This is a genomic window from Pseudoclavibacter sp. Z016 (assembly GCF_002931215.1).
Lineage (GTDB): Bacteria > Actinomycetota > Actinomycetes > Actinomycetales > Microbacteriaceae > Pseudoclavibacter.
Genome location: NZ_PSTU01000011.1, coordinates 838,709 through 862,494, shown reverse-complemented (window position 1 = coordinate 862,494; position 23,786 = coordinate 838,709). Strand labels below are relative to the sequence as shown.

Below are 23,786 nucleotides of genomic sequence, written 5' to 3'. Positions count from 1 at the left end.
CCCATGTCTTCCTTCGCGAGTGGCGACGCCCTCGACCTGACGCGACCCTCCACCGAGCTCACGCGCCTGCTGTGTGACATTCCCTCTGTCTCCGGAGACGAGGCGACGATCGCCGACGCCATCGAGGCCGCGCTGGCGCCGTTCGCGCATCTCGAGGTGCAGCGGCTCGGCAACACCATCGTGGCGCGCACCTCGCTCGGGCGCGCTCAGCGGGTCGCGATCGCGGGGCACATCGACACCGTGCCGATCAACGAGAACCTCCCGACGCGACTCGAGGTCCTCTCTCCCGAGCAGGCCGCGGCAGATGTGCCGGATACGCCGTCTGGGGAGTACCTCTGGGGGCGCGGCACGGTCGACATGAAGGCCGGCGTTGCCGTGCAGCTGAGGCTCGCAGCTGAGCTCGTGGAGCCCGCCGTCGACGTGACCTGGATCTGGTACGACAACGAGGAGGTCGCGTCCGAGCTGAACGGGCTGGGGCTGCTCGCGGATGCCCGGCCGGAGCTCCTGGCCGCCGACTTCGCGATCCTGGGCGAACCCACGAAGGGCGAGGTCGAGGGCGGCTGCAACGGCACCATCCGCGTCGACATCCGGACCAGGGGGAAGCGCGCCCACTCGGCACGCGCGTGGGTGGGGGAGAACGCCATCCACAAGGCGGCGCCCATCCTCGAGCGGCTCGCGGCGTTCGAGCCTGCTACGGTGCCCGTCGAGGGCCTCGAGTACCGGGAAGGGCTCAATGCCGTCCGCATCTCTGGCGGGGTCGCCGGCAACGTGATCCCCGACGAGTGCGTCGTGCACGTCAACTACCGCTTCGCCCCGGACAAGACGCTCGATGAAGCCGAGGAGAAGCTGAGAGCGTGGTTCGGTGACTTCGAGCTCGACTTCGTCGACCGCTCTCCCGCAGCCAGGCCGGGACTCGACGCCCCTCTGGCCCGCGGATTCCTCGAAGCGGTCGGCGCAGAGGCGAAGCCCAAGTACGGGTGGACGGACGTGGCCAGGTTCTCGGCGCTCGGCATCCCCGCGGTGAACTACGGCCCTGGCGACCCGCTCAAGGCGCACGCCGACGACGAACGTGTGCTCCTCTCCGAGATCACGCGAGTCGAGGAGGGGCTGCGGACATGGCTGACCTCACGCTAGCGAGGACGGGCCGCGAGGAGTTCACGATCGCCGCGGACACCAGGCCGACGTACTTCTCGTACTACTGGAGCCGCCTCCCGGCCCTGGCGCAGGTCGCCATCATCTTCTTCGGAACGCGGGTCGTGACGACCGTCTTCCTGCTGGCCTTCGCATCCCAGCAGCAGGAGACCTGGCAGTCGCCGGCGAAACCCGACCTGTGGACCTTCTCCAACCTGTGGGACTCGGCCTGGTTCGAGCGCATCGGAACCGGTGGGCCGTTCGGCTATTCGAGCGAGCTGCCCCGAAACGACGAGGGGCAGGTCACTGAGAACGCGTGGGCCTTCATGCCGCTCTACCCGGTCCTGGTCCGTGGGCTCATGGTGGCGACGACGCTGCCGTGGGAAGTGGCGTCCGTGCTCGTCGCGACGGCGTTCGGGTTCGCGGCGGCCTGGGTCTTCAACCGGACCCTCGCGCTTGTGGTCGACAAGAGCACCACCGCGTTCGCGACGCTGCTCTTCTGCATCGCTCCGACGAGCCCCCTGCTCCAGCTCGGCTATGCGGAGAGCGCGCAGAGCTTCTTCGTCGCGCTGCTGCTGTACCTGCTCATCAAGCGCCAGTGGCTGGTCATGCTTCCCGTCATCGTGCTCGCCTCGTTCACACGCCCGACTGGGCTCGCGTGGGCCATGACGCTGGGGCTCTACTTCCTCGCACGCTGGTGGATGCACGCCAAGGGTCGCGAGGCGTTCCCACGCCCTGAGGTCATCAAGGTCATGGCCGCCGGGATGCTCTCCGCGGTCGCGGGCTTCGGCTGGCTGCTCATCGCCTGGGCCGTGACCGGAGTCCCATCCGCGTACATCGACACGGAGCTCGCCTGGCGCATCCACTACACGGGGCCCATCGAGCTGGAGCCGTTCACGGGGTGGTTCCACGGCTCGACGTTCTGGTTCGGCCAGCCGATCGGGGCGATCATCGTGGTGCTCTTCGTCATCGTCGTGGTCGGCGCCATCGCGCTGCCGATCATGCGCAGGCTCGGCATCGAGATCCGCATCTGGCTCTTCAGCTACTTCACGTACCTCTTCGCCGTCTTCTTCCCGCAGTCGAGCACGTTCCGGCTGCTCATGCCGATGTTCCCGATCCTCGGCGCCGTCGCGATCCCCAAGTCGCCGCTCTACCGGGTGAGCGTCGTCGTGCTCATGCTCGTCGGGCAGCTCCTCTGGCTCTACGTCTGCTGGTACACCGTGGAGGGCGACTGGACCCCCGCGTAGTCGGTCCGGCCCCCACACGCAGCGATCGCCGCATCCATCACCGGATGCGGCGATCGCCGTCTGTGCTGAGCGCTGGGGTCGCGTCAGTCGCGTCAGCCGCGTGCCGCGTCGAGGCGCTGGCCCACGTTCTCCCAGTTCACGATGTTCCAGAAGGCCTTGATGTAGTCGGCCCGAACGTTCTGGTAGTCGAGGTAGTAGGCGTGCTCCCACACATCGAGCTGCAGCAGCGGGATGACCCCGAACGGGATGTTGCCCTGCTGGTCGAAGAGCTGGAACGTGGTGAGGTTGCCACCCGTCTGGTCGTAGCCGAGCACGGCCCAGCCGGAGCCCTGCACGCCGAGCGCCACGGCGGTGAACTGCGCCTGGAACTTCTCGAGACCGCCGAACTGCTCGTCGATCGCATCCTTGATGCCACCAGCGGGCTCCCCGCCTTCCGGCGAGAGGTTGGTCCAGAAGACGCTGTGGTTGACGTGTCCGCCCAGGTTGAAGGCGAGGTCCTTCTCGAGCTTGTTGATGTTCGCGAGGTTGCCGCTGTCGCGCGCCTCGGCGATCTGCTCGAGTGCCGTGTTGGCGCCCTTCACGTAGGTCGCGTGGTGCTTGTCGTGATGCAGCTCCATGATGCGTGCCGAGATGTGGGGCTCGAGTGCCGCGTAGTCGTAGGGGAGGTCGGGAAGCGTGTATTCAGCCACGTGAGGTCCTTTCGATCATCTGGCCAGGACAGAAGGCGCCATCGACGCCAACGAAATTCGACGCTACACCTCGGTTCTGGCCGTTCCCCTCGCCGTTTCCTCGCAAGTCGGACCGAATTTGATCCACGACTTTGCGCATTCCGGAGGGCCGAATGCACACTCGGTCCGCGAATTTGGGATACTAGGGAGACACTGCACAAATCTTGGAGGCGCAATTATGGCCGCGATGAAACCGCGTACTGGTGACGGACCTATGGAAGCCATCCGCGAAACACGGCTGATCATCGTTCGTGTACCCCTAGAGGGTGGCGGGCGCCTCGTGGTGTCCGTCAACGACGACGAGGCCCGCGAGCTTCGCGACGCGCTGAGCGCAGTCGTCGGCGAATAGCCGATTCGCACGGGGAGAAGGGCGTCGACCACCATGGTCGGCGCCCTTCTTCTTCGTTCCTCGTGTCTGAATCCAGCGCCTCGGCGTGCAGCGTGCTGCGCTCAGCGCAGCTTCGTGAGCTGGAGGATGCCACCGTCGAGCGGCAGCAGAGCCAGGCGCAGATCCTCCTGGAGATCGAACTCGGAGTAGAGGGCGCGCAGGCCACTCGTCAGCGCGTCGCGTCGGGCCGGTGAAGCGACCTTACCGCCGTTGAGCGCACCAAGGGCGACGATCGTGCCGCCGGGGCGGATGAGGCGCAGCCCATGCTGCAGATGCGCGCCGATGTGCGCGATGTCGCCTCCGATGACGACCAGGTCGTAGCCGCCCTCGGTCATCCGAGGCAGCACGTCCTGTGGGTGACCCGTGATGAAGCGGAGGCTCGCGCCCCGCGCCCCCGCCGAGATCAGCAGACGCCGCGCGTGCCCGAGGTACTCGGGCTCGGCGTCGATGCAGGTGATCGTCGAGCTCGGCGCCCCGCGCCAGACCGCGTGCGTGAGCACCCCCGCGCCGGTCCCGATCTCGATGATCGTGGCGGCTCCCGTCGCGGCCGCGAGGAACGTCAGGTGAGCCGCGGTTGCGGCAGAGGGGAGCGGCAGTCCCAGCTCGAGCGTCAGCTGACGAGCATCCCGGACGAGGGCACCGTCCACGATTCGCTCGTTGATGTAGCGCGAGCTGAGCTCCAGTTCAGACATTCTTCAAGACTAGCGGCGGGCGAGGTCCCGGAGTCCGATTCCCGCATCCGGGTTCTGGCCTCCCGGGGTGAGGCGTCGGCGCATCCCAGACCCTATGATGGGACGGTGTTTGGGCTGACGTTTGAGAAGTTGCTGTTGATCGGCATTATCGCGGCCTTCATCATCGGTCCCGACAAGCTCCCGAAAGCTGCCGAGCGTCTCGCTGATGCGGTCAAGTGGCTTCGTGGCGCGTCCACGAACGCGAAGTCGCGCATGAAAGAGGAGATGGGCGACGATTTCGCCGATGTCGACTGGCGCAAGCTCGATCCTCGCCAGTATGACCCTCGCCGCATCATCCGCGACGCGCTTCTCGCCGAGGATGAGCCTGCTGCGCCTCAGCCTGCCCCCGTGAATGGCGCTTCTGCGTCTGCCGCTGCGAGCGCCGCGACTCTCGCAGCCGGAGCAGCCGCGGCCGCCGCCGCGCCGGGGAGCGCCTCGCGACCGAGCTGGGCTTCGAGCGCACAGCCGTCCGCATCGATCGTCGGTCCCGTGCCGTTCGACGCCGAAGCCACCTGATCTGAGTCCCATCCGAGACGCCGAGGCACCGGCCACTCGACCAGGAGACGGACGAGCTCGGGACCCTAGACGAGCGAGACTGGAAGCCTTCGACCGCTGAGTCCGCGAGGCTGAGCGAGCAGGGCGTCCGCCGCGCGCTGGAGCGCCTCGCCTGCAGGTTCCGTCGGCTCGGCCCGCAGCAGGGGAGTGCCGGCGTCGCCAGACTCGCGGAGCGTCTGGCTCACCGGCACCTCGGCGAGCAAGGCGACCGCGTCGCCCTCCGCGCTGAGGCGCTCTGCGACGGCCAGCCCTCCGCCTTCGCCGAAGAGCGCGACCCGGCCCCCGTCCGGCGAGGCGAAGGGGGACATCGTCTCGATGACGCCGACGACCCGCTGCCCGGTCTTCCTGGCCAGAGCCCCGGAGCGCCAGGCGACGTCGGCGGCAGCCGCCTGCGGAGTCGTGACGACGAGGACCTCGGCGCTCGGGAGGAGCTGGCCGAGCGAGATCGCGATGTCGCCGGTACCAGGCGGCAGGTCGAGCAGCAGCACGTCGAGATCCCCGAAGTAGACGTCGGTGAGGAACTGCTCGATCGTTCGATGCAGCATCGGGCCGCGCCACGCGACGACCTGAGCATCGTCGCCGAGGAACATGCCGATCGAGATGAGCTTCACGCCGTGCGACTCAGGGGGCACGATCATGTCCCCGATCCGCGTCGGTGCCAAGTCGTGCCCCAGCCCGAAGAGGCCGGGGATGGAGTAGCCGTGGACGTCGGCGTCGATGAGGCCGACGTTGAGTCCGCGCCGTGCGAAGGCGGCGGCGAGGTTCGCGGTGACCGTGGACTTGCCGACGCCCCCCTTGCCGCTCGTGACGGCGATGACGCGCGTCAGCGAGTCGCGACCGAAGGGATGCACGCGGCCAGCGCGGGAGCCCCGCAGCCGTTCGGTGAGGGCCGTCCGCTGCTCGCGCGTCATGACGCCGATCTCGAGATCGTATCCGGTGTCGTCGACGACCGACTCGATCGCGGAGCGCACCTCCCGCTCGATCTGACGCGCCGCCGGGCACCCGACGATCGTGAGCCGCAGCTCGACCTCGAAGGACCCGTCTGGGCGCTCGTCGACGCGCTCGATCATCCCGAGCTCGGTGACCGGTAGGCGTAGCTCGGGGTCGTTGACGCCAGCGAGCGCGCTCCAGATGCTGTCGGCGGTCGTCACGTCGCTCACACCGACTCTTCTGCCGACTTGGCTGCGCGCTTCCTGTCTCGGATCGCCTCTGCGCGGCGCCTCGCTGAGTCGCTCACCCGCTGCTGCTCGCGCGAGATGGTCTCGGAGCCCTCTTCGTCTGGGTCGTCGAGGTCCTCGATGTCCTCCAGCAGGGCACGCAGCTCGGCACGGATGAAGTCCTTCGACGCCAGGTCCTTCGTGAGCACTCGGAGGGCCACGATCTCGCGAGCCAGGTACTCGAGGTCGGCGGAGTTGCGCTCCGCTCGCTGCCGGTCCTGGGCGATCTGCACCCGGTCGCGGTCGTCCTGTCGGTTCTGCGCGAGCAGCAGCATGGGGGCAGCGTAGGAGGCCTGCAGCGACAGCATGAGGGTCAAGGCGATGAAGCCGAGGTCAGCGGAGTCGAAGCGCAGCTCGATGGGGGCCATCGAGTTCCACACCACCCAGAACACGACGAAGAGCGAGAGGCCCACGAGGAAGGCCGGCGTGCCCATGGCACGCGCGAACGCCTCCATCCCCCGGCCGAATGCGTCGCTCCGGTCGTGGTCGCGGTTCTCCGAGTCATCCCCGCGCGAATCGCGCGGGTCGCGGGAGTCTCGCCGCGGCTTCGGCCGAGGGCGTCGGAGATGCAGGCCCTTCACCTTGGGGCGCTCGAGATCGTCTTCACGACGTGCCATGAGTCCTCCGGGCGGCTGGAGAGTTGGCTGGGGCGGTGACGACACGCTTGGTGCCGACGCGCTGGGAGACGCGACTGGGGACGACCTCGCCCTCGGCGTCGACCTGACGCCAGTCCTCCGGCAGGAGGTGGTCGAGGACGTCGTCGATGGTCACGACGCCGACGAGGCGGTGCGCGTCGTCGATGACGGGAAGCGCGACGAGGTCGTAGCTCGCGAGGACACGCGCCACCTCGGCGTCACGCATCGTCGTGGGCGCAGGTTCCATCTCGCGGTCCAGGATCGTGTCGAGTCGCTCGTGCGGGGGATATCTGAGGAGCCGCTGGAAGTGGACGAGGCCCAGGTAGCGCCCCGTTGGCGGCTCGTAGGGGGAGAGGGTCACGAAGACGCTCGTCGCGAGCGCCGCGGGGAGGTCCTTGCGGCGGATGAGCACCAGCGCCTCGGCGACCGTCGCGTCGCCGGGCAGGATCACCGGGTCCGTCGTCATCAGGCCGCCGGCGGTGTCGGGGGCGAACTCGAGGAGCATGCGAACCTCTTCGGCCTCCTCCGGGTCCATGCGCTGCAGGAGCGCCTCGCTCTTGACCGCGTCGAGCTTCGCGACGAGGTCGGCGGCGTCGTCTGGCTGCATGCGGTCGAGCACGTCGGCCGCGTGCTCCTCGTCGAGCCACTCGATGATCGTGACCTGGTCGGACTCGCGCATCTCCTCGAGCACGTCCGCCAGCCGCTCGTCCGGCAGCATGCTGACGACCTCTTTGAGGCGTGCATCCGGCAGGTCGAGGAGCGCGGTGGCGAAGTCGCTCGGCTTCATGTCCGAGTGCGCGGTCAGGAACTGCGTCGCCGCCTGCTGCTCGCCGATCGTGAGTTCAGGAGTGACCTCTCCCCATGGCGCGAAACGGGTCGGCCCCGTCCCGAACAGCTGCTTGCTCTTGCGGGGCAGGCGCACGAAGAGCTGGCCGACGCTCCAGTTCCCCTGCGCGTCCTCCTCGATCTGCACGTCCTCGATGGTCCCGGATGCCGTGCCGTCGTTGAACGTGACGGCGCGGTCGGCGAGGTCCGCGAGGACACGCACCTCCTGCCCGTGCTGCACGAAGGGCCGAGAGTCGATCTCGCCGCTCACGACGATCTGACCGGACCCGATCGACTCCACCTGGCGGATGGGGATGAAGATCAGGCGCTTGCTCTTCGTCTCGACGACGAGCCCGTTGACACGCGGGGAGTGTGCCGCGCGGTACTCGACGATGACATCGCGGACCTTGCCGATCCGGTCGCCGTCTTCGTCGAAGACGGGGCACGCGGAAAGACGCGCTGTAAAGACCTTGGAGACGCTCACGGGCCAATGGTAGTCGCCGCGGGCGGCTCGCCAGCCAACAGCGAACATGTGACCGGTCCGCCGCCATTCCAAGGCACGTGCTGAGAGAATGGGGGCATGACAACCCCAGGCACGACGACACGTGGCGCCCGCAGCCGGTTCCCCAAGGTTCCCGAGGGAGACGTGATCGCCAGCCTCGACAGCTACGAGGCTGCTCGCGCCGTCGTGGACGGTCTCGCGAAGCAGGACTTCCCGGTCTCGACCGTCTCCATCCTGGGCAGCCACCTGCGCACCGTCGAGCGCGTCACGGGCCGCATGTCGTTCGGCAAGGCCGCGCTCGGCGCCGTCGGCACGGGTGTGATGCTCGGCCTCTTCGTCGGGCTCCTCGTGCTCATCATCACTCCCGGGGTCGGCTTCGAGACGCTCATCGCGATCCTCCCGGTCGCGATCGGCTTCTCCGTGATCTGGAGCGTCATCGGCTACGCGCTCAACCCGCAGCGCCGGCAGTTCACGTCGGTCATGCAGGTCGTCGCGACCCACTTCGACGTCGTCGTTCCCCGTGAACACGCGGCGAAGGCGCGTGGCCTCGTCGGAACGCCGCAGGGGGCCGTCGGCGTCACGCCAGCCCAGCAGGCGCAAGGCGAGCCCGCCGTCGCTGCACGTCCCGCGCCGCTCGCCCCTGAGGTGCCTCAGCAGGCTCCCGCCGCCGCGCACACCCCCGGTGCCGAGCCGGCACCGGCCGGTCAGGCGGCGCCGACTCCCGAGGCGCAGGAGCCGGCGGCACCCCGTCGCACCTACTCGGAGGCGCAGGCGGAGATGCGACGCCTCGAGCGCGAGCGGCGAGCCAAGCAGGCCGCGGAGGACCGTTCCGGGCCGAGCGCGCAGTCCTGACCCGGGCGGCCCGGACCTGACCTAGTCGGAGTTGCGACTCGCGAACCAGGCCTCGACCTCGTCGACGGTGCGCGGGATGCCGCGCGAGAGGTTCTCCGCTCCGTCGGCGGTCACGAGGATGTCGTCCTCGATGCGCACGCCGATGCCCCTGAGCTGCTCTGGCACGGTCAGGTCGTCTGGCTGCAGGTAGAGTCCCGGCTCGATCGTGAAGACCATGCCGGCCTCGAGCACGCCGTCCAGGTAGAGCTCACGCCGCGCCTTCGCGCAGTCGTGCACGTCGATGCCGAGGTGGTGGCTCGTGCCGTGCACCATGTAGCGGCGGTAGAGCTGCTCTGCGGGGTCGCTGCCCTCGACGCCCAGCGGCATCCCCAGTTCCTGCGTGCGCGCCGCGATGACCTCCATCGCGGTGTCGTGGATGGTGCGGAAGGTGATGCCGGGGCGGACGATCGCCAGCGCCGCGTCAGCGGCCTCGAGCACGATCTCGTAGACCAGGCGCTGCTCTTCGGAGAAGCGGCCCGCGACGGGGATCGTGCGGGTGATGTCCGCGGTGAAGAGCGAGTCGACCTCGACACCTGCATCCACCAGGATCAGCTCGCCCGCGTTCACGGCTCCTGAGTTCTTCGTCCAGTGCAGGATGCACGCGTGGCTGCCCGAGGCGGCGATCGTGTCGTAGCCCACGTCGTTGCCCTCGAGGCGGGCTCTCGCCTGGAAGACGCCTTCGACGATGCGCTCGCCACGTGGGTGCTGAGCTGCCCTCGCCAGGGAGCCGACGATGTCGTCGAACCCGGCCGCGGTCGCGGCGACGGCCTCTCGCATCTGGGCGACCTCGTAGGAGTCCTTCACGAGCCGCAGCTCGCTGAGGTCCTGAGCGAGGAGCGCGTCCTCTGCGAGCAGGGCGTCGAACTCGGCGTCAGGCAGCGACATGGTGCGCCGAGCCTCGTCGACGCGCCCCGTCAGGTCCGGGTCCGCCTCTCGAAGCACCAGGGTGCGGGCGTCCGTCACGAGGCCGAGCTCGGAGAACTCGCTGAGATCGCGGGCAGCGACGTCGAGGTCGGCTGCGGTCTGCGCGAGCGACGGGCGCGGCCCGATCCAGAACTCGCCGATCTCGGAGTTCGCGTAGAACTCATCGCTGTCGCGGCCGGCACGCTCCCGGAAGTACACCGTGGCCTCGTGGCCGTCGTCGACCGGATCGAGGACCAGGACGGCCCCGGGCTCCGCGTCGGAACCCCATCCGGTCAGTTGCGAGAAGGCCGAGTGAGCGCGGAAGCGGTAGTCGGTGTCATTGGAGCGCTGCTTGAGGCGTCCGGCAGGCACGACGAGGCGCTCCCCGCGGTGCCGGGCCGAGATCGCCTCGCGGTGGCCGGCAGCAGTCGGGACGGAGACCCGAGCCTCGGGGAGGGGCTCGTCTCGGTCTGCCCAGCCGCGCATGATCTGCGCGCGGAAGGCGTCGCTCTTCGGAGTCGTGCTGCGGTTCTCGTTCTCGTTCGCCGGCGCTTCGGCGGGCTCGACGCCTTCTGCGGTCTCGGCAGCCTCATCGGTCGCTGGAGCGACGGCGGGGGAGGCTGTGGCGGACAGTGTGCTGGCGCGGTCGGAAGTAGTCACCCCCACATTCTCGCGCGGAAAACTGGGTGGCGCGGTCAGCAGGACCGAACCACGAGAGCAGACAGGCTCAGCCCGAGGAGGAGGGGGTCAGCTGCGCGAAGACGGGACGGTGGTCGCTGCCCGCCGTGTCACGGGAGAGCAGGACCTCGAAGCCCGTGACGCTCCACTCGCTCGTCGCCATGACGCGGTCGATGTTCGCGCCCAGCAGCGGCGGCACACCTGCCGTCCACGTGCCGACGGACCCATTGCCGGTCGCGAGCGCTGCGTCAGCGCAGGCACCGAGCTGGCTCGAATCGTCGACCCCGAGGCCGGAGAGGTGATCGAGGGTCGAGTTGAAGTCGCCCGCCATGATCGTGTTGCTCGAGCACTGCTGGGCGAGCCACTCGAGGTCGGCGTTCCACGCGTTCATGTTGCCGGGAGTCGGGGAGACCGGATGCGCCGCGATGATCGTCGGCCCGTCGCCATCCACGGGCACCGCGATGACGGTCGGCAGCGTGCTCGTGTCGCCCCGATCGGTCACGACCTCGTAGTCGCCGAGGTCAGGGGAGATGAGCAGCGTCGTGGAGGTCGCCTTGTAGTCCTCGTCGACCGTGTGCGTGTGCACCCACATCGGGGAACCCGCCTCGGACATCTGGGCCGCGATCTCCACGCCGAGCTCCTCCGTCGTCTCGGGCAGCACCACGACATCGGCGCCGACTTCGACGGCCAGCTCGGCGATCGAAGGAGATCCGGGCGCATCGCCGCGGGTGTTCCAGCTGAGGATGTTGATGCTCTCCGGCGAATCGCTCCCCGCGACGGGGGAGCCGAGACCCCGGTCGACGAGCACCGCCGCCGTCGACGCGACGAAGATCGCGATGACGAGGGTCGTCATCCCGAGCACCGCACGTGCCTTGCGGGAAGCCAGGACCGGGATGAGGAGCAGCAGCATGATCGCCGTCGCGCCGATCGCCACGGGAAGCCTGAAGGAGATCGCCTGGGCCACGAGCGGCGACCGCTGCAGGTCCAGGAGCTGGGGCCAGCCGAGCACGACCGCCGCCGCGAGCGCGATGAGCCCGAGGACGAGCCCCGCCGCCCGGTAACCGGCGATCGAGGATCTTCTGCGTGGTGGTGAGGTACTCGGCATGACCGCCCCAGCGTAGTCTGCGTCGACAGGGGAGGCTGGGAGGCGCATGGCGATTGCCCATCCGAGCCCTGTGCTTTGATCGGAGCATGACCACCTTCGACAAGCCAGGCATCGACCTCCACACCCACTCGGTGGTCTCCGACGGGACCGAGGCGCCAGGGGAGGTCATCCGGCAGGCGGCGAGAGCCGGCCTCGAGGCAGTCGCGCTCACCGACCACGACACGACGGCAGGCTGGGCACAGGCCCGGGCCGCCGCGCTCGACGTGGGCATCACCTTCATCCCGGGCATCGAGTTCTCCTCGCAGCTCAACCACGCCAGCGTGCACGTGCTCGGCTACCTCATCGATCCCGCAGACGAGGTCATGCTCGCCGAGATGCAGCAGGTCCGCGAGTCGCGTGTCTCGCGAGCCGAGCGCATGGTGCAGATGATCGGCGGTGACCACGACCTCAGCTGGGACGACGTCCTCGCCGTCACGGAGCCTGGCGCGACGGTGGGTCGGCCGCATATCGCCGACGCGCTGGTCGCGAAGGGCCTCGTCGCGAGCCGAGTCGCCGCCTTCGAGACGATCCTCCACTGGCGCGGCGGCTACTACGTGGCGCACTACGCCCCGAGCCCCTTCGACGCGGTCAAGCTCATTCGCCGTGCGGGCGGCGTCCCCGTCCTCGCGCACCCGGGATCGAGGGGGAGGCGCGGCATGGACACGGAGACCCTCGAGGGCCTGATCGAGGCGGGCCTCGGCGGCCTCGAGGTCGGGCACCGCGAGAACGACGCAGCCAGCAGAGCGATCCTCCTCGAGGTCGCCGCGCGGCACGATCTGATCATCACCGGATCCAGCGACTACCACGGGACCGGAAAGCCCAACCAGCTCGGAGAGAACACGACCGAGCTCGGGCAGCTGCGGCGCATCATCGAGCAGGCCACGGGGAGTGAACCCGTGCGCGGCGCGGGGCTGCGGCTGTAGCCGCCGACTCGCCTTCCGCCGGCCGGACACGACGACCCTCCGTGCGAGACGGCAAACGGCGCCGAGCGGATGCTCGGCGCCGTTGCGCGGTTCGTGCCTCGAACGCTACTCGCTGGCCTGGGACCCCTGGCGCGGGGCGCCGGACTCGCTGCCGGACCCGCCACGACGGCGGCGACGGCGCCGAGCCGGACGCTCTGCCCCGGCCTCGCCAGCAGGCTGCTCGCCGGCGGCCGTCGACTCCGTGCGCGGCGCGGTCTCGGCCGGAGCCGCAGCTGCGTCGTCGCTGCGGCGACGCGAGCGCGAGCGAGCCGGACGATCGGCGGAGCCTCGTGAGCTGGAGCCACGGTCGCTGCGTTCTCCGCCGCGTTCTCCGCCGCGTTCTCCGGTGTGACGGCTGCCGGGCGACTGCACCTCGCGCTTCGGCGCAGCGATGCGTCCCTTCGTGCCCTCGGGGATGCGCATGTCGGCGTAGAAGTGCGGCGAGGACGAGTACGTCTCGACGGGCTCTTCTGCACCGAGCTCGAGTGCCTTCGAGATGAGCGCCCACTTGTGCAGGTCGTCCCAGTCGATGAAGGTCACGGCGATGCCCGTGTTGCCGGCGCGCCCCGTGCGACCGACTCGGTGGAGGTAGGCCTTCTCGTCTTCCGGGATGGTGTGGTTGATGACGTGCGAGACATCGTCGACATCGATGCCGCGGGCTGCGACGTCGGTCGCGATGAGCACGTCCTTCTTGCCGGCCTTGAACGCGGCCATGGCACGCTCGCGCTGCTCCTGGTTGAGGTCGCCGTGCACGGCTGCCGCCTTGAACCCACGGTCGGTGAGCTCCTCCATGAGCTTCGCAGCTGCGCGCTTGGTGCGCGTGAAGATGACGGTCTTGCCGCGACCCTCGGCCTGCAGGATGCGGGCGATCATCTCGTCCTTGTCTAGCGGGTGAGCGCGGTAGATGACGTGCTCGATGTTCGCCTGCGTGATGCCCTCATCCGGGTCAGTCGCGCGGATGTGGATCGGCTTCGTCATGAAGCGACGGGCCAGCGCGACGATCGGGCCGGGCATCGTCGCCGAGAAGAGCATGGTGTGGCGGGTCGCCGGCGTCTGCGCGAAGAGGCGATCGATGTCGGAGAGGAAGCCGAGGTCGAGCATCTTGTCGGCCTCGTCGAGCACCATCTCACGCACGTTGGAGAGGTTGAGCATGCGCTGCTGCGCGAGGTCGAGGAGGCGGCCAGGCGTGCCGACGACGATCTGAGCGCCGGCCTTGAGCTGCTCGATCTGGCCCTCGTAGGCCTTGCCGCCGTAGATCGGGACGACGGTGGTGCTGCGCCCGGTGACGGCGATCTGCAGGTCTTCGTAGACCTGGACGGCGAGTTCGCGCGTTGGCACGACGACAAGCGCCTGGACGCCGTGAGCCGGGTCGAGGCCGAGTCGCTGGATGAGCGGGAGGCCGAAGCCGAAGGTCTTGCCAGTGCCCGTCTTGGCCTGGCCGATGATGTCCTGCCCGCTGAGCGCGAGAGGAATCGTCTGCTCCTGAATGGGGAACGGCTCGGTGATGCCGTGTCCCTCGAGCGCCGAGACGATGTCGGCATCGATGGAAAGGTCGGAGAACTTCACGAGTGAAACGCCCTGTCTGCAATTGTGGGATGCGCCCGGGAAGTCGAAGGGCGCCGAACGGCCGCGGTCGCGGCATCGCCACAGTCTAGCGAATACCTTGAATTCGGTCCTCAGCACGCCCGCGCATCCGTTGTTCGCCCGGAAACGGTCTGCACGGACCTGCGACGAAGGGAACTTCTCTGGCACATAGGATGAGCGTGTGAAGCCAGTATTCGGAAGGCGCGGCGGAGACCGATCCCAGGACGACGCAGCCCCAGCATCCGCGCCGAGGCCAGCGACGTCGCTCGGCGACCTGCTGGTTCCCGCCGACGTGCTCGTGGCGCGCGCAGCCTACCTCGAGCTGCTCCTCTTCCAAGAGCTTTCTGCCATCGTGAATGAAGCCCCCGCCCTTGCCAACAAGCAGCACATCGGCGCTGCGGCGAACGCGGCGCTCGAACGCCACAGGGCCCTGCTGGGCGGGGCGGAAGCCGCCGCGGCTCCCGACGCGATCGCGCGCATCGGCGATGCGGCCACGCACTTCGCCGGCTATCCAGAGCGTGTCCTCGGCCACGACTGGGCGCAGCGGCTCCTCAGCTGCCATCTCTCGTCCGGCTTCTTCCGCGACTTCTTCGGAGAGGTCGCCGAGTACGGCGGCGAGAGCTACCGGGCCGCGCTTGCGCCGGTGTTCCTCACCGACGAGGAGCGCGACCAGCTGGTTCCCGTCATCGACGCAGCGATCCACTTCGAGGACGGTCTCGGCGACCGCCTGGCGATGTGGGGACGGCGCATCGTCGGAGACACGGTGCTCGCGATCCGGCTCGCGCTCGACGTTCCCCTCGGCTCGAGCGGAGACGCCTTGATCCCCGACGGGGAAGCGCAGCTCGAGAAGCTGGCCTCGGTGCTCTACGCCGGCCACTCGCGCCGCATGAACACGCTCGGGCTCGCGGCCTAGGAGCCCGCGATCCAGGAAGCGCGCGGCGGTATCGCCGCGCCCGCAGCCCACGACGAAGGCCCCCGTCCTCGACCGCTCCGATGAGCGTTCCGAGTGGCGGGGGCCTTCGGGGGTGTTCGAGCCGAGTGCGCTCGCGTGGCTAGGCGCTCTGCGCGCGGCCGAGGTGGCTCAGCCGGTGCAGGAGATCGTCGTCGTCATGCTGGCGACGGCTGCTGAGCGACCACCCGACGGACACCGTGGCGATCGCCGCGACCGCGAGGGTGATGACCCAGATCCAGCCGCCGTCGTAGGCGAGCCACGGGGCGGAGGTCTGGAGCCACGTCAGCGCCTGCCAGACGACGAGGGCGACGATGCCGCCGAGCGCCGGGAGCAGCACGGGGCCGCGCGTCGATCGGTGCGGTGCCGCGAACTGCACGGCGATGCCGAGGAGGATCCCCGCGAGGCCCGCGAACATGAGTTCCATGGCCGAGGCTAGGCGATGAAGCCGACGCGACGGGCCTGGTCGCCCGAGAGCTCCACGTAGAGGATGCTCTGGGTGGAGACGAGGTATGAGCGTGACTTCGAGTCGTGCAGCTTCACGATCGCTGCGTCCTTCGCGACTGCCTCTTCGATGATGCGCTCGAAGTCATCCTTGGTGAGGTCGGTCTCGAACGAGAGCTCTCGTGGGGCGTGCTTGATGCCGATGCGAACTTCCACTTGGCGCCTTTCGAATGCGAACGGGTGTCTGGCAAGGCTACCGGCAGCCTGCCTGGCGCGCGCACATTGACGGCGCCTTTCGCCGTGGGCGCAACAGTGCGCCCATCGCGCCGTGACATCCCGTGCGCAACCGTCGATGTCGGTGGCCCGAGATACCGTGACTGCATGACTTCAAGCGCCGCATTCGACGCCGTGCCCCTCGACGCCGCACAGCGGGCCGTGCTCGAGGCCTCGATGCGCTCGCATGTCAGCGTCGTCGGTGCGCCGGGCTCCGGCAAGACGACGACCCTCGTCGAACTGCTCGCGAAGCGAGTTCTCTCGGACGGGCTCTCCACCGCCGAGGTGCTCGCGCTGACGCCAGACCGCCGCAGTGCCGCGCGGCTCCGGGAGGTCATCGGCGAACGGCTCTCGGTCAGCACTCCCGGGGCGATGGCGCGCACGCCCGAGTCCGTCGCGTTCGAGATCGTGCGCGCGGACCGCGCGAGGCAGGGCCTGCAGGCGCCGCAGCTCTTCACGGGGGCCGATGAGGACACGATCCTCGCGGAGCTCATCCAGAGCGATCTCGAGGCGCGTTCCGCGACCGGCCACGAGCAGCTGCACGCGGCACCCATCGAGTGGGCGCCGCCCGTGAGCGTCGAGACCATCGGCCTCCGCGGCTTCCGAGCAGAGGTCCGCGACCTCCTGGCGGCCATGTCCGAGTACGACGTGACGCCCGAGCGACTCGAGGAACTCGCGCACCTGAGGCCCGTGTGGTCGGGAGCAGCGGCCTTGGCCCGCCAATTCCGCGAGAGCATTGCGCAGGCGAAGCCGAATGCCTTCGACACGCCAGGCATCGTGCTCGAGGCCGTCAGCATCGTCCACGCGGCTGAGCGGCTCGACGCCTTCTCCGAGCTCAAGCTGCTCCTCGTCGACGACGTCCAGGAGTTCACCGAGTCGGTAAGGCGGCTGCTCGCGGCCTTCGCGCTGCGCGGGGTGCGCGTCGTCGCCTTCGGCGACCCCGACATCACCACGGGAGGGTTCCGCGGTTCGCGTCCCGAGCTGGCTGCCGACTGGCGGGGAGAGACCCGCGGCTCGCTCGAAGAGCCGCTGAGGCTCGTACTCGGCACGGCCCACCGTGGCGGCGCCGAGCTCCGTGCATTCGTGCGGGGGGTCACCGAGGGCATCGGCGTGCAGCGGGAGCTGCGGCACCGGGCAGCCGAGACACCCCGAGTCGGCGGGCCGCCGGAGTCCGCCCCTCCGGCGGTGGCTCGTCTCTCGGCCCCATCGTCCGCTGCCGAGTGCCGGGGCATCGCCGACTACCTCCGTGAACTGCACCTGCTGCACGGCGTGCCGTGGGACGAGATGGCCGTCATCACGCGTCGAGGCGGGAGCATCGAGTCGCTTCGTCGTCAGCTCGCGAAGCTCGAGGTGCCCACGAGTTCCTCTCAGGCGCTCCCTGCGGCAAGCGACCGCGCCGTGCAGGCCGTCGTCCGACTCGCCGCCATCGCCAGCGGTGCTCAGGAGCTCACGGCGGAGGCGATCTCGGAGCTCGCCGCCTCGCCGGTCTTCGCGATCGACCCCGTGCAGCTGCGGCGGGTCCGGCGCGCACTGCGCCTCGACGAGATCGCGGCCGGTGGGAACCGGCCGGCCGACGATCTCCTCGTCGAAGCCGTTTCCCGCGTCGCAGGGCTGCGCCTCCTGACCGACCCGGATGCCCCCGCCTCCGCGACGTTCGAGCGCCTACTCGCGACTGGCGGTTCTGCAACCGGCCGAAGCGCCACGCGCGCCCTCCAGCAGCTGGGGGCCCTCCTGCGTGCGGTGTCTGGTGAGATCGCGGCCGCGAACGGGCAGCAGCGCAGCATCGCAGCCGACGAGGTGCTCTTCGCCGTGTGGGAGCGTCTCGGCCTCGCCAAGTCCTGGCGCGAGCTGGCGCTCGGCTCCGGGCCCCGCGCCGAGCAGCTCAGCGCGCACCTCGACGCACTCGTCACGCTCTTCGACGTCGGCAAGAGATTCGTGGAGCGGCAGCCTGACGCCAGCATCCGCGACTTCCTCGAGCAGTGGACGGGAAGCGAGGTCACGGCGGACTCGCTGGCAAGCCGTACGCACGGTGGCACGGTGACCGTCACCACGCCGGCGGCTGTGCTCGGGCGGGAGTTCAGGGTCGTCGTCGTCGCAGGCCTCTCCGACGGCGTCTGGCCCAACCTCCGTCTTCGCGATTCACTCCTCGGCGCCGGACAGCTCGCGGAGCTCGAACGGGGCATCGACACGACCCGCGACCTCGTCGACCGTCGACTCGAGGTGCTGCACGACGAGCGACGGATGTTCGCGCAGGCCGTCTCCAGGTCCTCCGAGTGGCTCCTCCTGACGGCCGAGGAGAGCGAGGACAGCGCGCCCTCCCCGTTCTTCCTGCTCACACCCCGCACCTGGCCAGTAATCCCCGCGGCAGCCGAGACCGCCGCCGAGGGCGCGCTGACGCTCCGCGCGATCGTGGGGGAGCTGCGTCGCACGGCGATGCTGGAAGGCGTCGACCGGTCAGCGGCCGCTGGCCTCGCAACGCTCGCGCAGGAGGGGGTGCCCGGCGCGGCGCCCTCCGAGTGGTACGGCCTCGCGGGGTCCACCACGGGCAAGCCACTGCACGACCCGAGCGACCCAGAGGCGAACATCCCCGTCTCTCCATCCAATATCGAGAGCTTCGAGGACTGCGGCGTCAACTGGTTCGTCAGCTCCCACGGGGGTGGGAGCACAAGCGAGAGCATGAACGTCGGCAACATCGTGCACGCTGCGGCCGAATTCGAGTTCCCAGACCTCGAAGCCCGCACAGCATTCGCGCAGGCGAGGCTGCGGTCGAGCGACTTCGACGCCCCCTGGCAGGAGACCGCCGTTCGAGCCAAGGTCGACGAGCTCGTGCGGAACCTCTCCGCCTACCTGCACCGGGTCTCGCTCGGGGGAGGGACGCTCCTCGGCGCCGAGCGAGCCTTCTCCGTCGAAGTCCGGGTCGAAGGCGAGGACACCGCCAAGATCACCCTGCGCGGCAAGATCGACCGCATCGAGAGCACGGCGGCTGGCTCGGTCGACGTCGTCGACTTCAAGACCGGCAGATCCATGCCGTCGAACGACTCCATGTCGTCCAACGCGCAGCTCGCCGCGTACCAGATCGCGCTCACCTCGGGTGCCGTGAGCGACCCCGTCGAGCGTCCTGTCCAAGCCGTCGAACTCCCTCCGCGCAGCGACCGTGGAACGCAGATTCCGGCGACACCGGTGCACGAGGCCAAGCTCGTCTTCCTGGCGAAGCCCACGAAGAAGCTCGAGTGGAGCGAACGCACGCAGCAGCCGTTCGACGACGAGGCCACTGCCGAGTTCTTCGAACGAGTCCGCTCGGTCGCCCTCGGCATGATCGGCATCCCGGAGCCCCTCGGGTCCGGTTCCAGCTCGGATGAGCTCGCAGACGCCCACTACCAGGCCCACCTCGAGTCGCACTGCCTCGGCTCGTTCGGTGGCGGACGAGCGTGCGCGCTGCACGCCGCATCGGAGGTCACCGAATGACGCACACCTGGCCCATGGGAGCCGTTACGCACGGCGACATCGCGTTGGCGCTCGCCGACAACGATCCGTCCCGCATGCTCGAGCCGACGCCCGAGCAGCGTCTCGTCATCGAGGCGCCCCCGGTTCCGAGCCTCGTCATGGCAGGTGCCGGAAGCGGCAAGACGCAGACCATGGTGCAGCGCATCGTCTGGCTCGTCGCTGCGCAGGGCGTGCATCCCACCGAGATCCTCGGCCTCACGTTCACTCGGAAGGCCGCAGGAGAACTCCGCGAACGCGTGCAGCTCGCCCTCGCCCGGCTCCGCAGCGAGGGGCTCGTCGGAGGAGACGAGTTCGCGTCCCCGGAGGTCTCGACCTACAACTCGTTCGCCAACCGGGTGTTCTCCGAGAACGCGCTGCTCATCGGGCAGGAGCCGGATGCCCGCATCGTCGACGAGATGACCGCCTTCGCGCTCATGCGCAGTGTCGTGCTGGCAAGCGACGACACCAGGCTCAGCTCGCTCGACCTGCAGCTCGGAGCCATCACGAGCCTCGCTCTCGGCGTCGCACGTGCGATGCGCGACAACCGGCTCTCTGCCGCGGCCTGCGAGTCCTTCGTCGAGGAATTCCGGAGGGTTGCCGAGCTCCCCGGTCGGGGCACGGCGAACACGCCGTTGAAGCCGGTGGTCGACGCCGTGGCGACCCTGGATGAGCTGCCGATCTTTATCGGGCTGGCTGAGCGCTACCAGCTCGAGAAGCGCAAGCGGGGGCTCATCGAGTTCTCCGACCAGGTCACCTTCGCGGCGGAGATCTGCTCGAGCACGCCGGCCGTCGTCGAGGAGCTGCGGGCCAGGCACCGGTTCGTCATCCTCGACGAGTACCAGGACACGAGCGTCGGCCAGACGCGTCTGCTCGGCACGATCTTCGGCGACCACCCCGTGCTCGCCGTCGGCGACCCGAAGCAGTCCATCTACGGCTGGCGTGGAGCCAGCCCGGGCAACATGCGTCGATTCCATGGCGACTTCAGGTCTCGTATCGTGCCGCCCGATGAGGAACCCACGTTCCAGCTCTCGATCTCCTGGCGCAACGACGCCAGGATCCTCGACTCGGCGAACCAGGTCGCCGCACGGCTGCCGGAGGCCAACGACCCCGGTGTCACGCAGCTCGGCACCCGGCCAGGGGCAGGCGAGGGGCGGGTCTCTCTTGCCTTCCCCGAGACGCTCGACGACGAGGCGGCCGCCGTCGCGACCTGGATGCGAGAGCGGATCGTCGTCGACGGCGACGCCGACGGCGACACCCACGTCGATGCCAGACCGCCGTCCGGCGCCGTGCTCCTGCGCGCGCGGAAGCTCCTCCCGCTCTTCTCCGCAGCGCTGACGAGCGCGGGCGTGCCCAACCGGGTCATCGGTCTCGGCGGGCTGCTCTCGGCCCCGGAGGTCGTCGACCTCCGCTGCGCCATGCGCGTCGCGCACGACTCAACCGCAGGCAACGAGCTCATCCGCCTGCTCGTCGGCGCGAGATTCCAGTTCGGCCTCGCCGACGTCAAGGCGATCCACGACGTCTCGCGCAGCCTCGCCAACCGCGACGTCACCATGGCGTCTCTGGCTGACGAGGTGCGGGCAAGCAAACGCGAGCTCGCGACGGGCGACGACGAGGTGCCCCTGCAGGAGGCCCTCGACTTCCTCGCGTCCCGGATCGCCTCGGAAGCTCGCCGAACCGAGCCCGACACCTGGCTGGCCGGTCTCAGCCCCGGCGCCCGACAGCGCATCCCTGCCGTCAGCGAGCTGATCGCCGAGCTCCGCCGGAACTCAGGACTCCCCATCACGAGCTTCGTCGACGCCACGATCGCGCTCATGGGCCTCGATCTCGAGGTCACCGCGAACCCCGGCAACATCGCAAGAGTCGGCAACCTCGACGCCTTCGCCGAAGCGGCGGCCGCATTCTCCTCCGCCGAACCGGATGCCGACCTCGGCGCGTTCCTCGACTGGGTGGAGATCGCCGCAGGCGACGACTCGCTCGCGCCGGTGCAGGAGCAGGCCGAGCCCGGCGTGGTCCAGCTGCTGAGCATCCACGGCTCCAAGGGGCTCGAATGGGACTTCGTCGCAGTTCCCCGCAGCGTGGAGGGGGAGATGCCGAGCACCTCGAGAGACGGGCTCGGCTGGATCCGACGCGGCGTCATCCCCTACGAGCTCCTCCTCGACGCGCACGACCGTCCGGAGCTCCCGTGGCGAGACGCTGAGACGCAGAAGGAACTCGCCGACCTGATGGTCGACCTCAAGGAGCGCATCAAGGAGCGCAACGACGACGAGGAACGCCGACTCGCCTACGTCGCCTACACCCGCGCCCGGCACGAGCTGCTCATCGCCGGCTCGTACTGGAGCGCCATCCACAAGACCGCCCGCAAGGTCTCGGTGTTCGTCGACGAGCTGGCTGAAGCCGGCATCATCGACACCCCACCGGAGAACACCCTCGACGAGGCGCCGGCATCACTCGCCGCCGACAGCGTGGCCTGGCCCCATGCCCCCTTCAGCCCGGAGCGTCACGAGCGGGTGACCGAGCTCGCACAGGCCGTCGCCCACGCCCGGGACACCCAGGCCGCACCAGGCGGAGCGCTCGCGAGGCGCATCGAGCTGCTGCTCCGCGAACGCGCCGAGCGCAGCACCGTGATGAGCGTCGAGCTCCCTGCGCGCTTCGCCGCATCGAAGTTCAAGGACCTCGTCACCGACCCGGCGGAGATCGCGGCTCAGCTGCGCCGGCCGATGCCGCAGAAGCCCTTCAGGCAGACCCGCATCGGCACCATGTTCCACGCCTGGGTCGAGGCCCACTACGCGGCCCCCAACGCGGGAGGGGACCTCCTCGGCATGGCGGAGATCTTCGGCACGGAAGACGGCGCGCTGAGCAGCCTGGCCGACGCCTCGAACGCCGACTTCGCTGAGCTCGAACGCCTCCAGGAGGCGTTCCTCGAGACCCCATGGCCGCACCGGACCCCCGTCCTCGTGGAGCAGACGATCGAGTTCCGACTCGGCGATCGGACCGTCGTCTGCAAGATCGACGCGGTCTTCGAACACGAGGGACGCATCGAGGTCGTCGACTGGAAGACGGGCAGGGTTCCGAGCGGCGATAGCGCACGCTGGGAGCGCCAGCTGCAGCTCGCGCTCTACACGCTGGCCTACTCCGAGCACACGGGGGTGCCGCCCGAGCGCATCGACGCCGTGCTCGTCTACGTCCGAGAGGGCGAGGAGATCCGAGTCCCTGAGGTCACCGGGCGAGCAGAGCTCGAACGGCTGCTGGCGGAAGCCGAGGCAGCCCTCAGCGCAGCGAGTCCGTCCGCATGAAGTCGTTCGGCGGGGTGTCGTCGTCGAGGTCATCCTCGGCGGCGTGATCCATGTCGACGTCCGGACTGTCATCGGGATGCACTCCCGACGGGGCACCGGACGGCGACTCGTGCACCAGACCGGGGAGCACGCCGCTCCCGGTGTCGTGCGCGTCGGGCTGATGAGCCGGACGCCTTCCGGCGGCTTCCTTGAGCAGCTCCTGCACCTCGGCGATGTCGAGCACGGGCAGCGTCTCGTGCACCAGCGGCTGCGCGGGGGCCCGGTGGATGCGGTCGACGAGCGAGTCGAGCATCCCCTCGGCGTCCGAGATGATGTCCGCGTCACCGGCCTCGACCCCGTGCAGCAGCCAGCGAGCGAGCTCCAGCTCCGCGTAGAGGAGGGCCCGCTGCCGCAGCTGCCGGTCCACCGTTCCCGGCGCCTCGTCCGTGTACTCGTCGAGGATGCCCCTCGCGATCGCCCCGTCCAGCGACGAGATCCAGTGCAGGTCTCGAGCGGGGTCACCGACGCGGAGGTCGCTCCAGCCGAGCACCCCCCTCACCTGGTTGCCGTCGGTGATGATCGAGGACAGGCCGAGCGCCCCGTGGATGACCGTCGGCTGGAACTGCCAGAGCGAATCGTCGTCGATGGCCGCGCTCCAGCGGCGATCGAGGGTGACGGGCAGACGCCCGGTCTCCTTCGCTCGCGCGATCGTCTGGGCGGCGGCCTGCCTGGCCTCCGAGGCGGTGAGCGTCGGCATCCCTGCAGCCTCGACTGGCCCCTTGGGGAGGGAATGGACGGACGCGATGGCGCGCCCGAGGCTCACGAGGAACAGCGTCCCGGGCTCGAGGGGCTCGCGGTCGGCCGGAATGCCTCGAAGGTACGTGTAGACCGCGACGCGCTCGCGCTTCTCGGCGAGATGACCGAGGACTTCCGAGACCTGGAAGGGGAGCCTGCTGCGCATCCCAGGCGTCAGCACGGCGAGCGCACGGACGTCGGCGAGCTGCTCCTGTGCCGCAGCCGACGAGGTCGGGCGGCGCGCGATGACGGTCTCGCCGTCGGCGAGGGTCAGCAGGGCGGCGTCGAAGTCACCGTGCGCCCCGAACGTGTGCTCGAGGGCCGCAGCCACATCGAGGTCGGGTACAGCGGCCACTGCAAGTGCCGCGAGTTCCAGCGAGAGCTCAGCCATGGCTCCAGGTTAGGAGGCACGGCGAAGCCTGAGTGCGTGCCACGCCCGCACGGCCTCG

General features: G+C 69.4%; 20 protein-coding genes. 9 read left to right on the top strand and 11 right to left on the bottom strand.

What is annotated here, in order from left to right:
* The first annotated feature begins 3 nt into the window (after positions 1 to 3).
* Positions 4 to 1,134, top strand: a complete 1,131-nt coding sequence (dapE, locus tag C5B99_RS10125; protein WP_104241599.1) for a succinyl-diaminopimelate desuccinylase — start codon at positions 4 to 6, stop codon at positions 1,132 to 1,134.
* Positions 1,116 to 2,378 (top strand): hypothetical protein, encoded by a 1,263-nt coding sequence (locus tag C5B99_RS10120; protein ID WP_104241598.1) that lies wholly within the window; start codon positions 1,116 to 1,118, stop codon positions 2,376 to 2,378. The genes dapE and C5B99_RS10120 overlap by 19 nt, the downstream gene beginning before the upstream one ends.
* A 92-nt stretch (positions 2,379 to 2,470) precedes the next feature.
* Here the strand turns inward: C5B99_RS10120 and C5B99_RS10115 are convergent, their stop codons facing one another.
* Positions 2,471 to 3,067 (bottom strand): superoxide dismutase, encoded by a 597-nt coding sequence (locus tag C5B99_RS10115; RefSeq protein WP_104241597.1) that lies wholly within the window; start codon positions 3,065 to 3,067, stop codon positions 2,471 to 2,473.
* A 217-nt stretch (positions 3,068 to 3,284) separates the two neighbouring features.
* Between C5B99_RS10115 and C5B99_RS10110 the strand changes: the two genes are divergently transcribed.
* A complete protein-coding gene (locus C5B99_RS10110; protein ID WP_082775374.1) occupies positions 3,285 to 3,455 on the top strand; it encodes a DUF3117 domain-containing protein in 171 nt (56 codons plus the stop codon).
* 101 nt (positions 3,456 to 3,556) lie between these two features.
* On the opposite strand, the gene C5B99_RS10105 is transcribed toward C5B99_RS10110, so the two are convergent.
* Positions 3,557 to 4,186 (bottom strand): O-methyltransferase, encoded by a 630-nt coding sequence (locus C5B99_RS10105; protein ID WP_104241596.1) that lies wholly within the window; start codon positions 4,184 to 4,186, stop codon positions 3,557 to 3,559.
* A gap of 135 nt (positions 4,187 to 4,321) precedes the next feature.
* Here C5B99_RS10105 and C5B99_RS10100 point away from each other — a divergent pair, with 135 nt between their 5' ends.
* Positions 4,322 to 4,741, top strand: coding sequence for a Sec-independent protein translocase TatB (locus tag C5B99_RS10100; protein WP_374953186.1), 420 nt, complete (start codon positions 4,322 to 4,324; stop codon positions 4,739 to 4,741).
* Between the two features lie 65 nt (positions 4,742 to 4,806).
* On the opposite strand, the gene C5B99_RS10095 is transcribed toward C5B99_RS10100, so the two are convergent.
* The 3 genes from C5B99_RS10095 to C5B99_RS10085 are packed head-to-tail and all read right to left on the bottom strand — an operon-like array spanning position 4,807 to position 7,941.
* A complete protein-coding gene (locus C5B99_RS10095; protein WP_104242119.1) occupies positions 4,807 to 5,931 on the bottom strand; it encodes an Mrp/NBP35 family ATP-binding protein in 1,125 nt (374 codons plus the stop codon).
* A gap of 5 nt (positions 5,932 to 5,936) precedes the next feature.
* Positions 5,937 to 6,614: a DUF1003 domain-containing protein gene (locus C5B99_RS10090; RefSeq protein WP_104241594.1), complete on the bottom strand. Its 678-nt coding sequence runs from the start codon at positions 6,612 to 6,614 to the stop codon at positions 5,937 to 5,939.
* Positions 6,601 to 7,941 (bottom strand): magnesium transporter MgtE N-terminal domain-containing protein, encoded by a 1,341-nt coding sequence (locus tag C5B99_RS10085; RefSeq protein ID WP_104242117.1) that lies wholly within the window; start codon positions 7,939 to 7,941, stop codon positions 6,601 to 6,603. Before C5B99_RS10085 ends, C5B99_RS10090 begins: the two co-directional genes overlap by 14 nt.
* A 96-nt stretch (positions 7,942 to 8,037) precedes the next feature.
* Between C5B99_RS10085 and C5B99_RS10080 the strand changes: the two genes are divergently transcribed.
* Positions 8,038 to 8,811 (top strand): general stress protein, encoded by a 774-nt coding sequence (locus C5B99_RS10080; protein WP_146081979.1) that lies wholly within the window; start codon positions 8,038 to 8,040, stop codon positions 8,809 to 8,811.
* Positions 8,812 to 8,832: 21 nt separating this feature from the next.
* Here the strand turns inward: C5B99_RS10080 and C5B99_RS10075 are convergent, their stop codons facing one another.
* Together C5B99_RS10075 and C5B99_RS10070 are read right to left on the bottom strand one after the other, a co-directional pair.
* Positions 8,833 to 10,413, bottom strand: coding sequence for an aminopeptidase P family protein (locus C5B99_RS10075; protein ID WP_374953463.1), 1,581 nt, complete (start codon positions 10,411 to 10,413; stop codon positions 8,833 to 8,835).
* A 67-nt stretch (positions 10,414 to 10,480) separates the two neighbouring features.
* A complete protein-coding gene (locus tag C5B99_RS10070; protein WP_104242113.1) occupies positions 10,481 to 11,536 on the bottom strand; it encodes an endonuclease/exonuclease/phosphatase family protein in 1,056 nt (351 codons plus the stop codon).
* 86 nt (positions 11,537 to 11,622) lie between these two features.
* Between C5B99_RS10070 and C5B99_RS10065 the strand changes: the two genes are divergently transcribed.
* Positions 11,623 to 12,498 (top strand): PHP domain-containing protein, encoded by an 876-nt coding sequence (locus tag C5B99_RS10065; RefSeq protein ID WP_104241592.1) that lies wholly within the window; start codon positions 11,623 to 11,625, stop codon positions 12,496 to 12,498.
* 105 nt (positions 12,499 to 12,603) lie between these two features.
* On the opposite strand, the gene C5B99_RS10060 is transcribed toward C5B99_RS10065, so the two are convergent.
* Entirely contained in the window at positions 12,604 to 14,103 is a 1,500-nt protein-coding gene (locus C5B99_RS10060) for a DEAD/DEAH box helicase (RefSeq protein ID WP_104241591.1), read from the bottom strand.
* A 199-nt stretch (positions 14,104 to 14,302) separates the two neighbouring features.
* On the opposite strand from C5B99_RS10060, the gene C5B99_RS10055 reads away from it, so the two are divergent.
* On the top strand, positions 14,303 to 15,034 hold the full coding sequence (locus C5B99_RS10055) for a ferritin-like fold-containing protein (RefSeq protein WP_104241590.1): 732 nt from the start codon (positions 14,303 to 14,305) through the stop codon (positions 15,032 to 15,034).
* Between the two features lie 139 nt (positions 15,035 to 15,173).
* Here C5B99_RS10055 and C5B99_RS10050 read toward each other — a convergent pair whose 3' ends face one another.
* Together C5B99_RS10050 and C5B99_RS10045 are read right to left on the bottom strand one after the other, a co-directional pair.
* On the bottom strand, positions 15,174 to 15,497 hold the full coding sequence (locus C5B99_RS10050) for a hypothetical protein (protein WP_146080504.1): 324 nt from the start codon (positions 15,495 to 15,497) through the stop codon (positions 15,174 to 15,176).
* Between the two features lie 8 nt (positions 15,498 to 15,505).
* Complete coding sequence (locus C5B99_RS10045; protein WP_104241588.1) at positions 15,506 to 15,730, bottom strand: DUF3107 domain-containing protein; 225 nt, start codon at positions 15,728 to 15,730, stop codon at positions 15,506 to 15,508.
* 165 nt (positions 15,731 to 15,895) lie between these two features.
* Between C5B99_RS10045 and C5B99_RS10040 the strand changes: the two genes are divergently transcribed.
* Both C5B99_RS10040 and C5B99_RS10035 read left to right on the top strand, forming a co-directional pair.
* Positions 15,896 to 19,252 (top strand): UrvD/REP family ATP-dependent DNA helicase, encoded by a 3,357-nt coding sequence (locus tag C5B99_RS10040; RefSeq protein WP_104241587.1) that lies wholly within the window; start codon positions 15,896 to 15,898, stop codon positions 19,250 to 19,252.
* The gene (locus C5B99_RS10035; protein WP_104241586.1) at positions 19,249 to 22,563 is read left to right on the top strand and encodes an ATP-dependent DNA helicase; all 3,315 of its coding nucleotides are present in this window, start codon (positions 19,249 to 19,251) and stop codon (positions 22,561 to 22,563) included. Before C5B99_RS10040 ends, C5B99_RS10035 begins: the two co-directional genes overlap by 4 nt.
* Here C5B99_RS10035 and C5B99_RS10030 read toward each other — a convergent pair.
* Positions 22,538 to 23,728: a phosphotransferase gene (locus C5B99_RS10030; RefSeq protein ID WP_104241585.1), complete on the bottom strand. Its 1,191-nt coding sequence runs from the start codon at positions 23,726 to 23,728 to the stop codon at positions 22,538 to 22,540. The genes C5B99_RS10035 and C5B99_RS10030 overlap by 26 nt on opposite strands.
* Positions 23,729 to 23,786 lie beyond the last annotated feature (58 nt).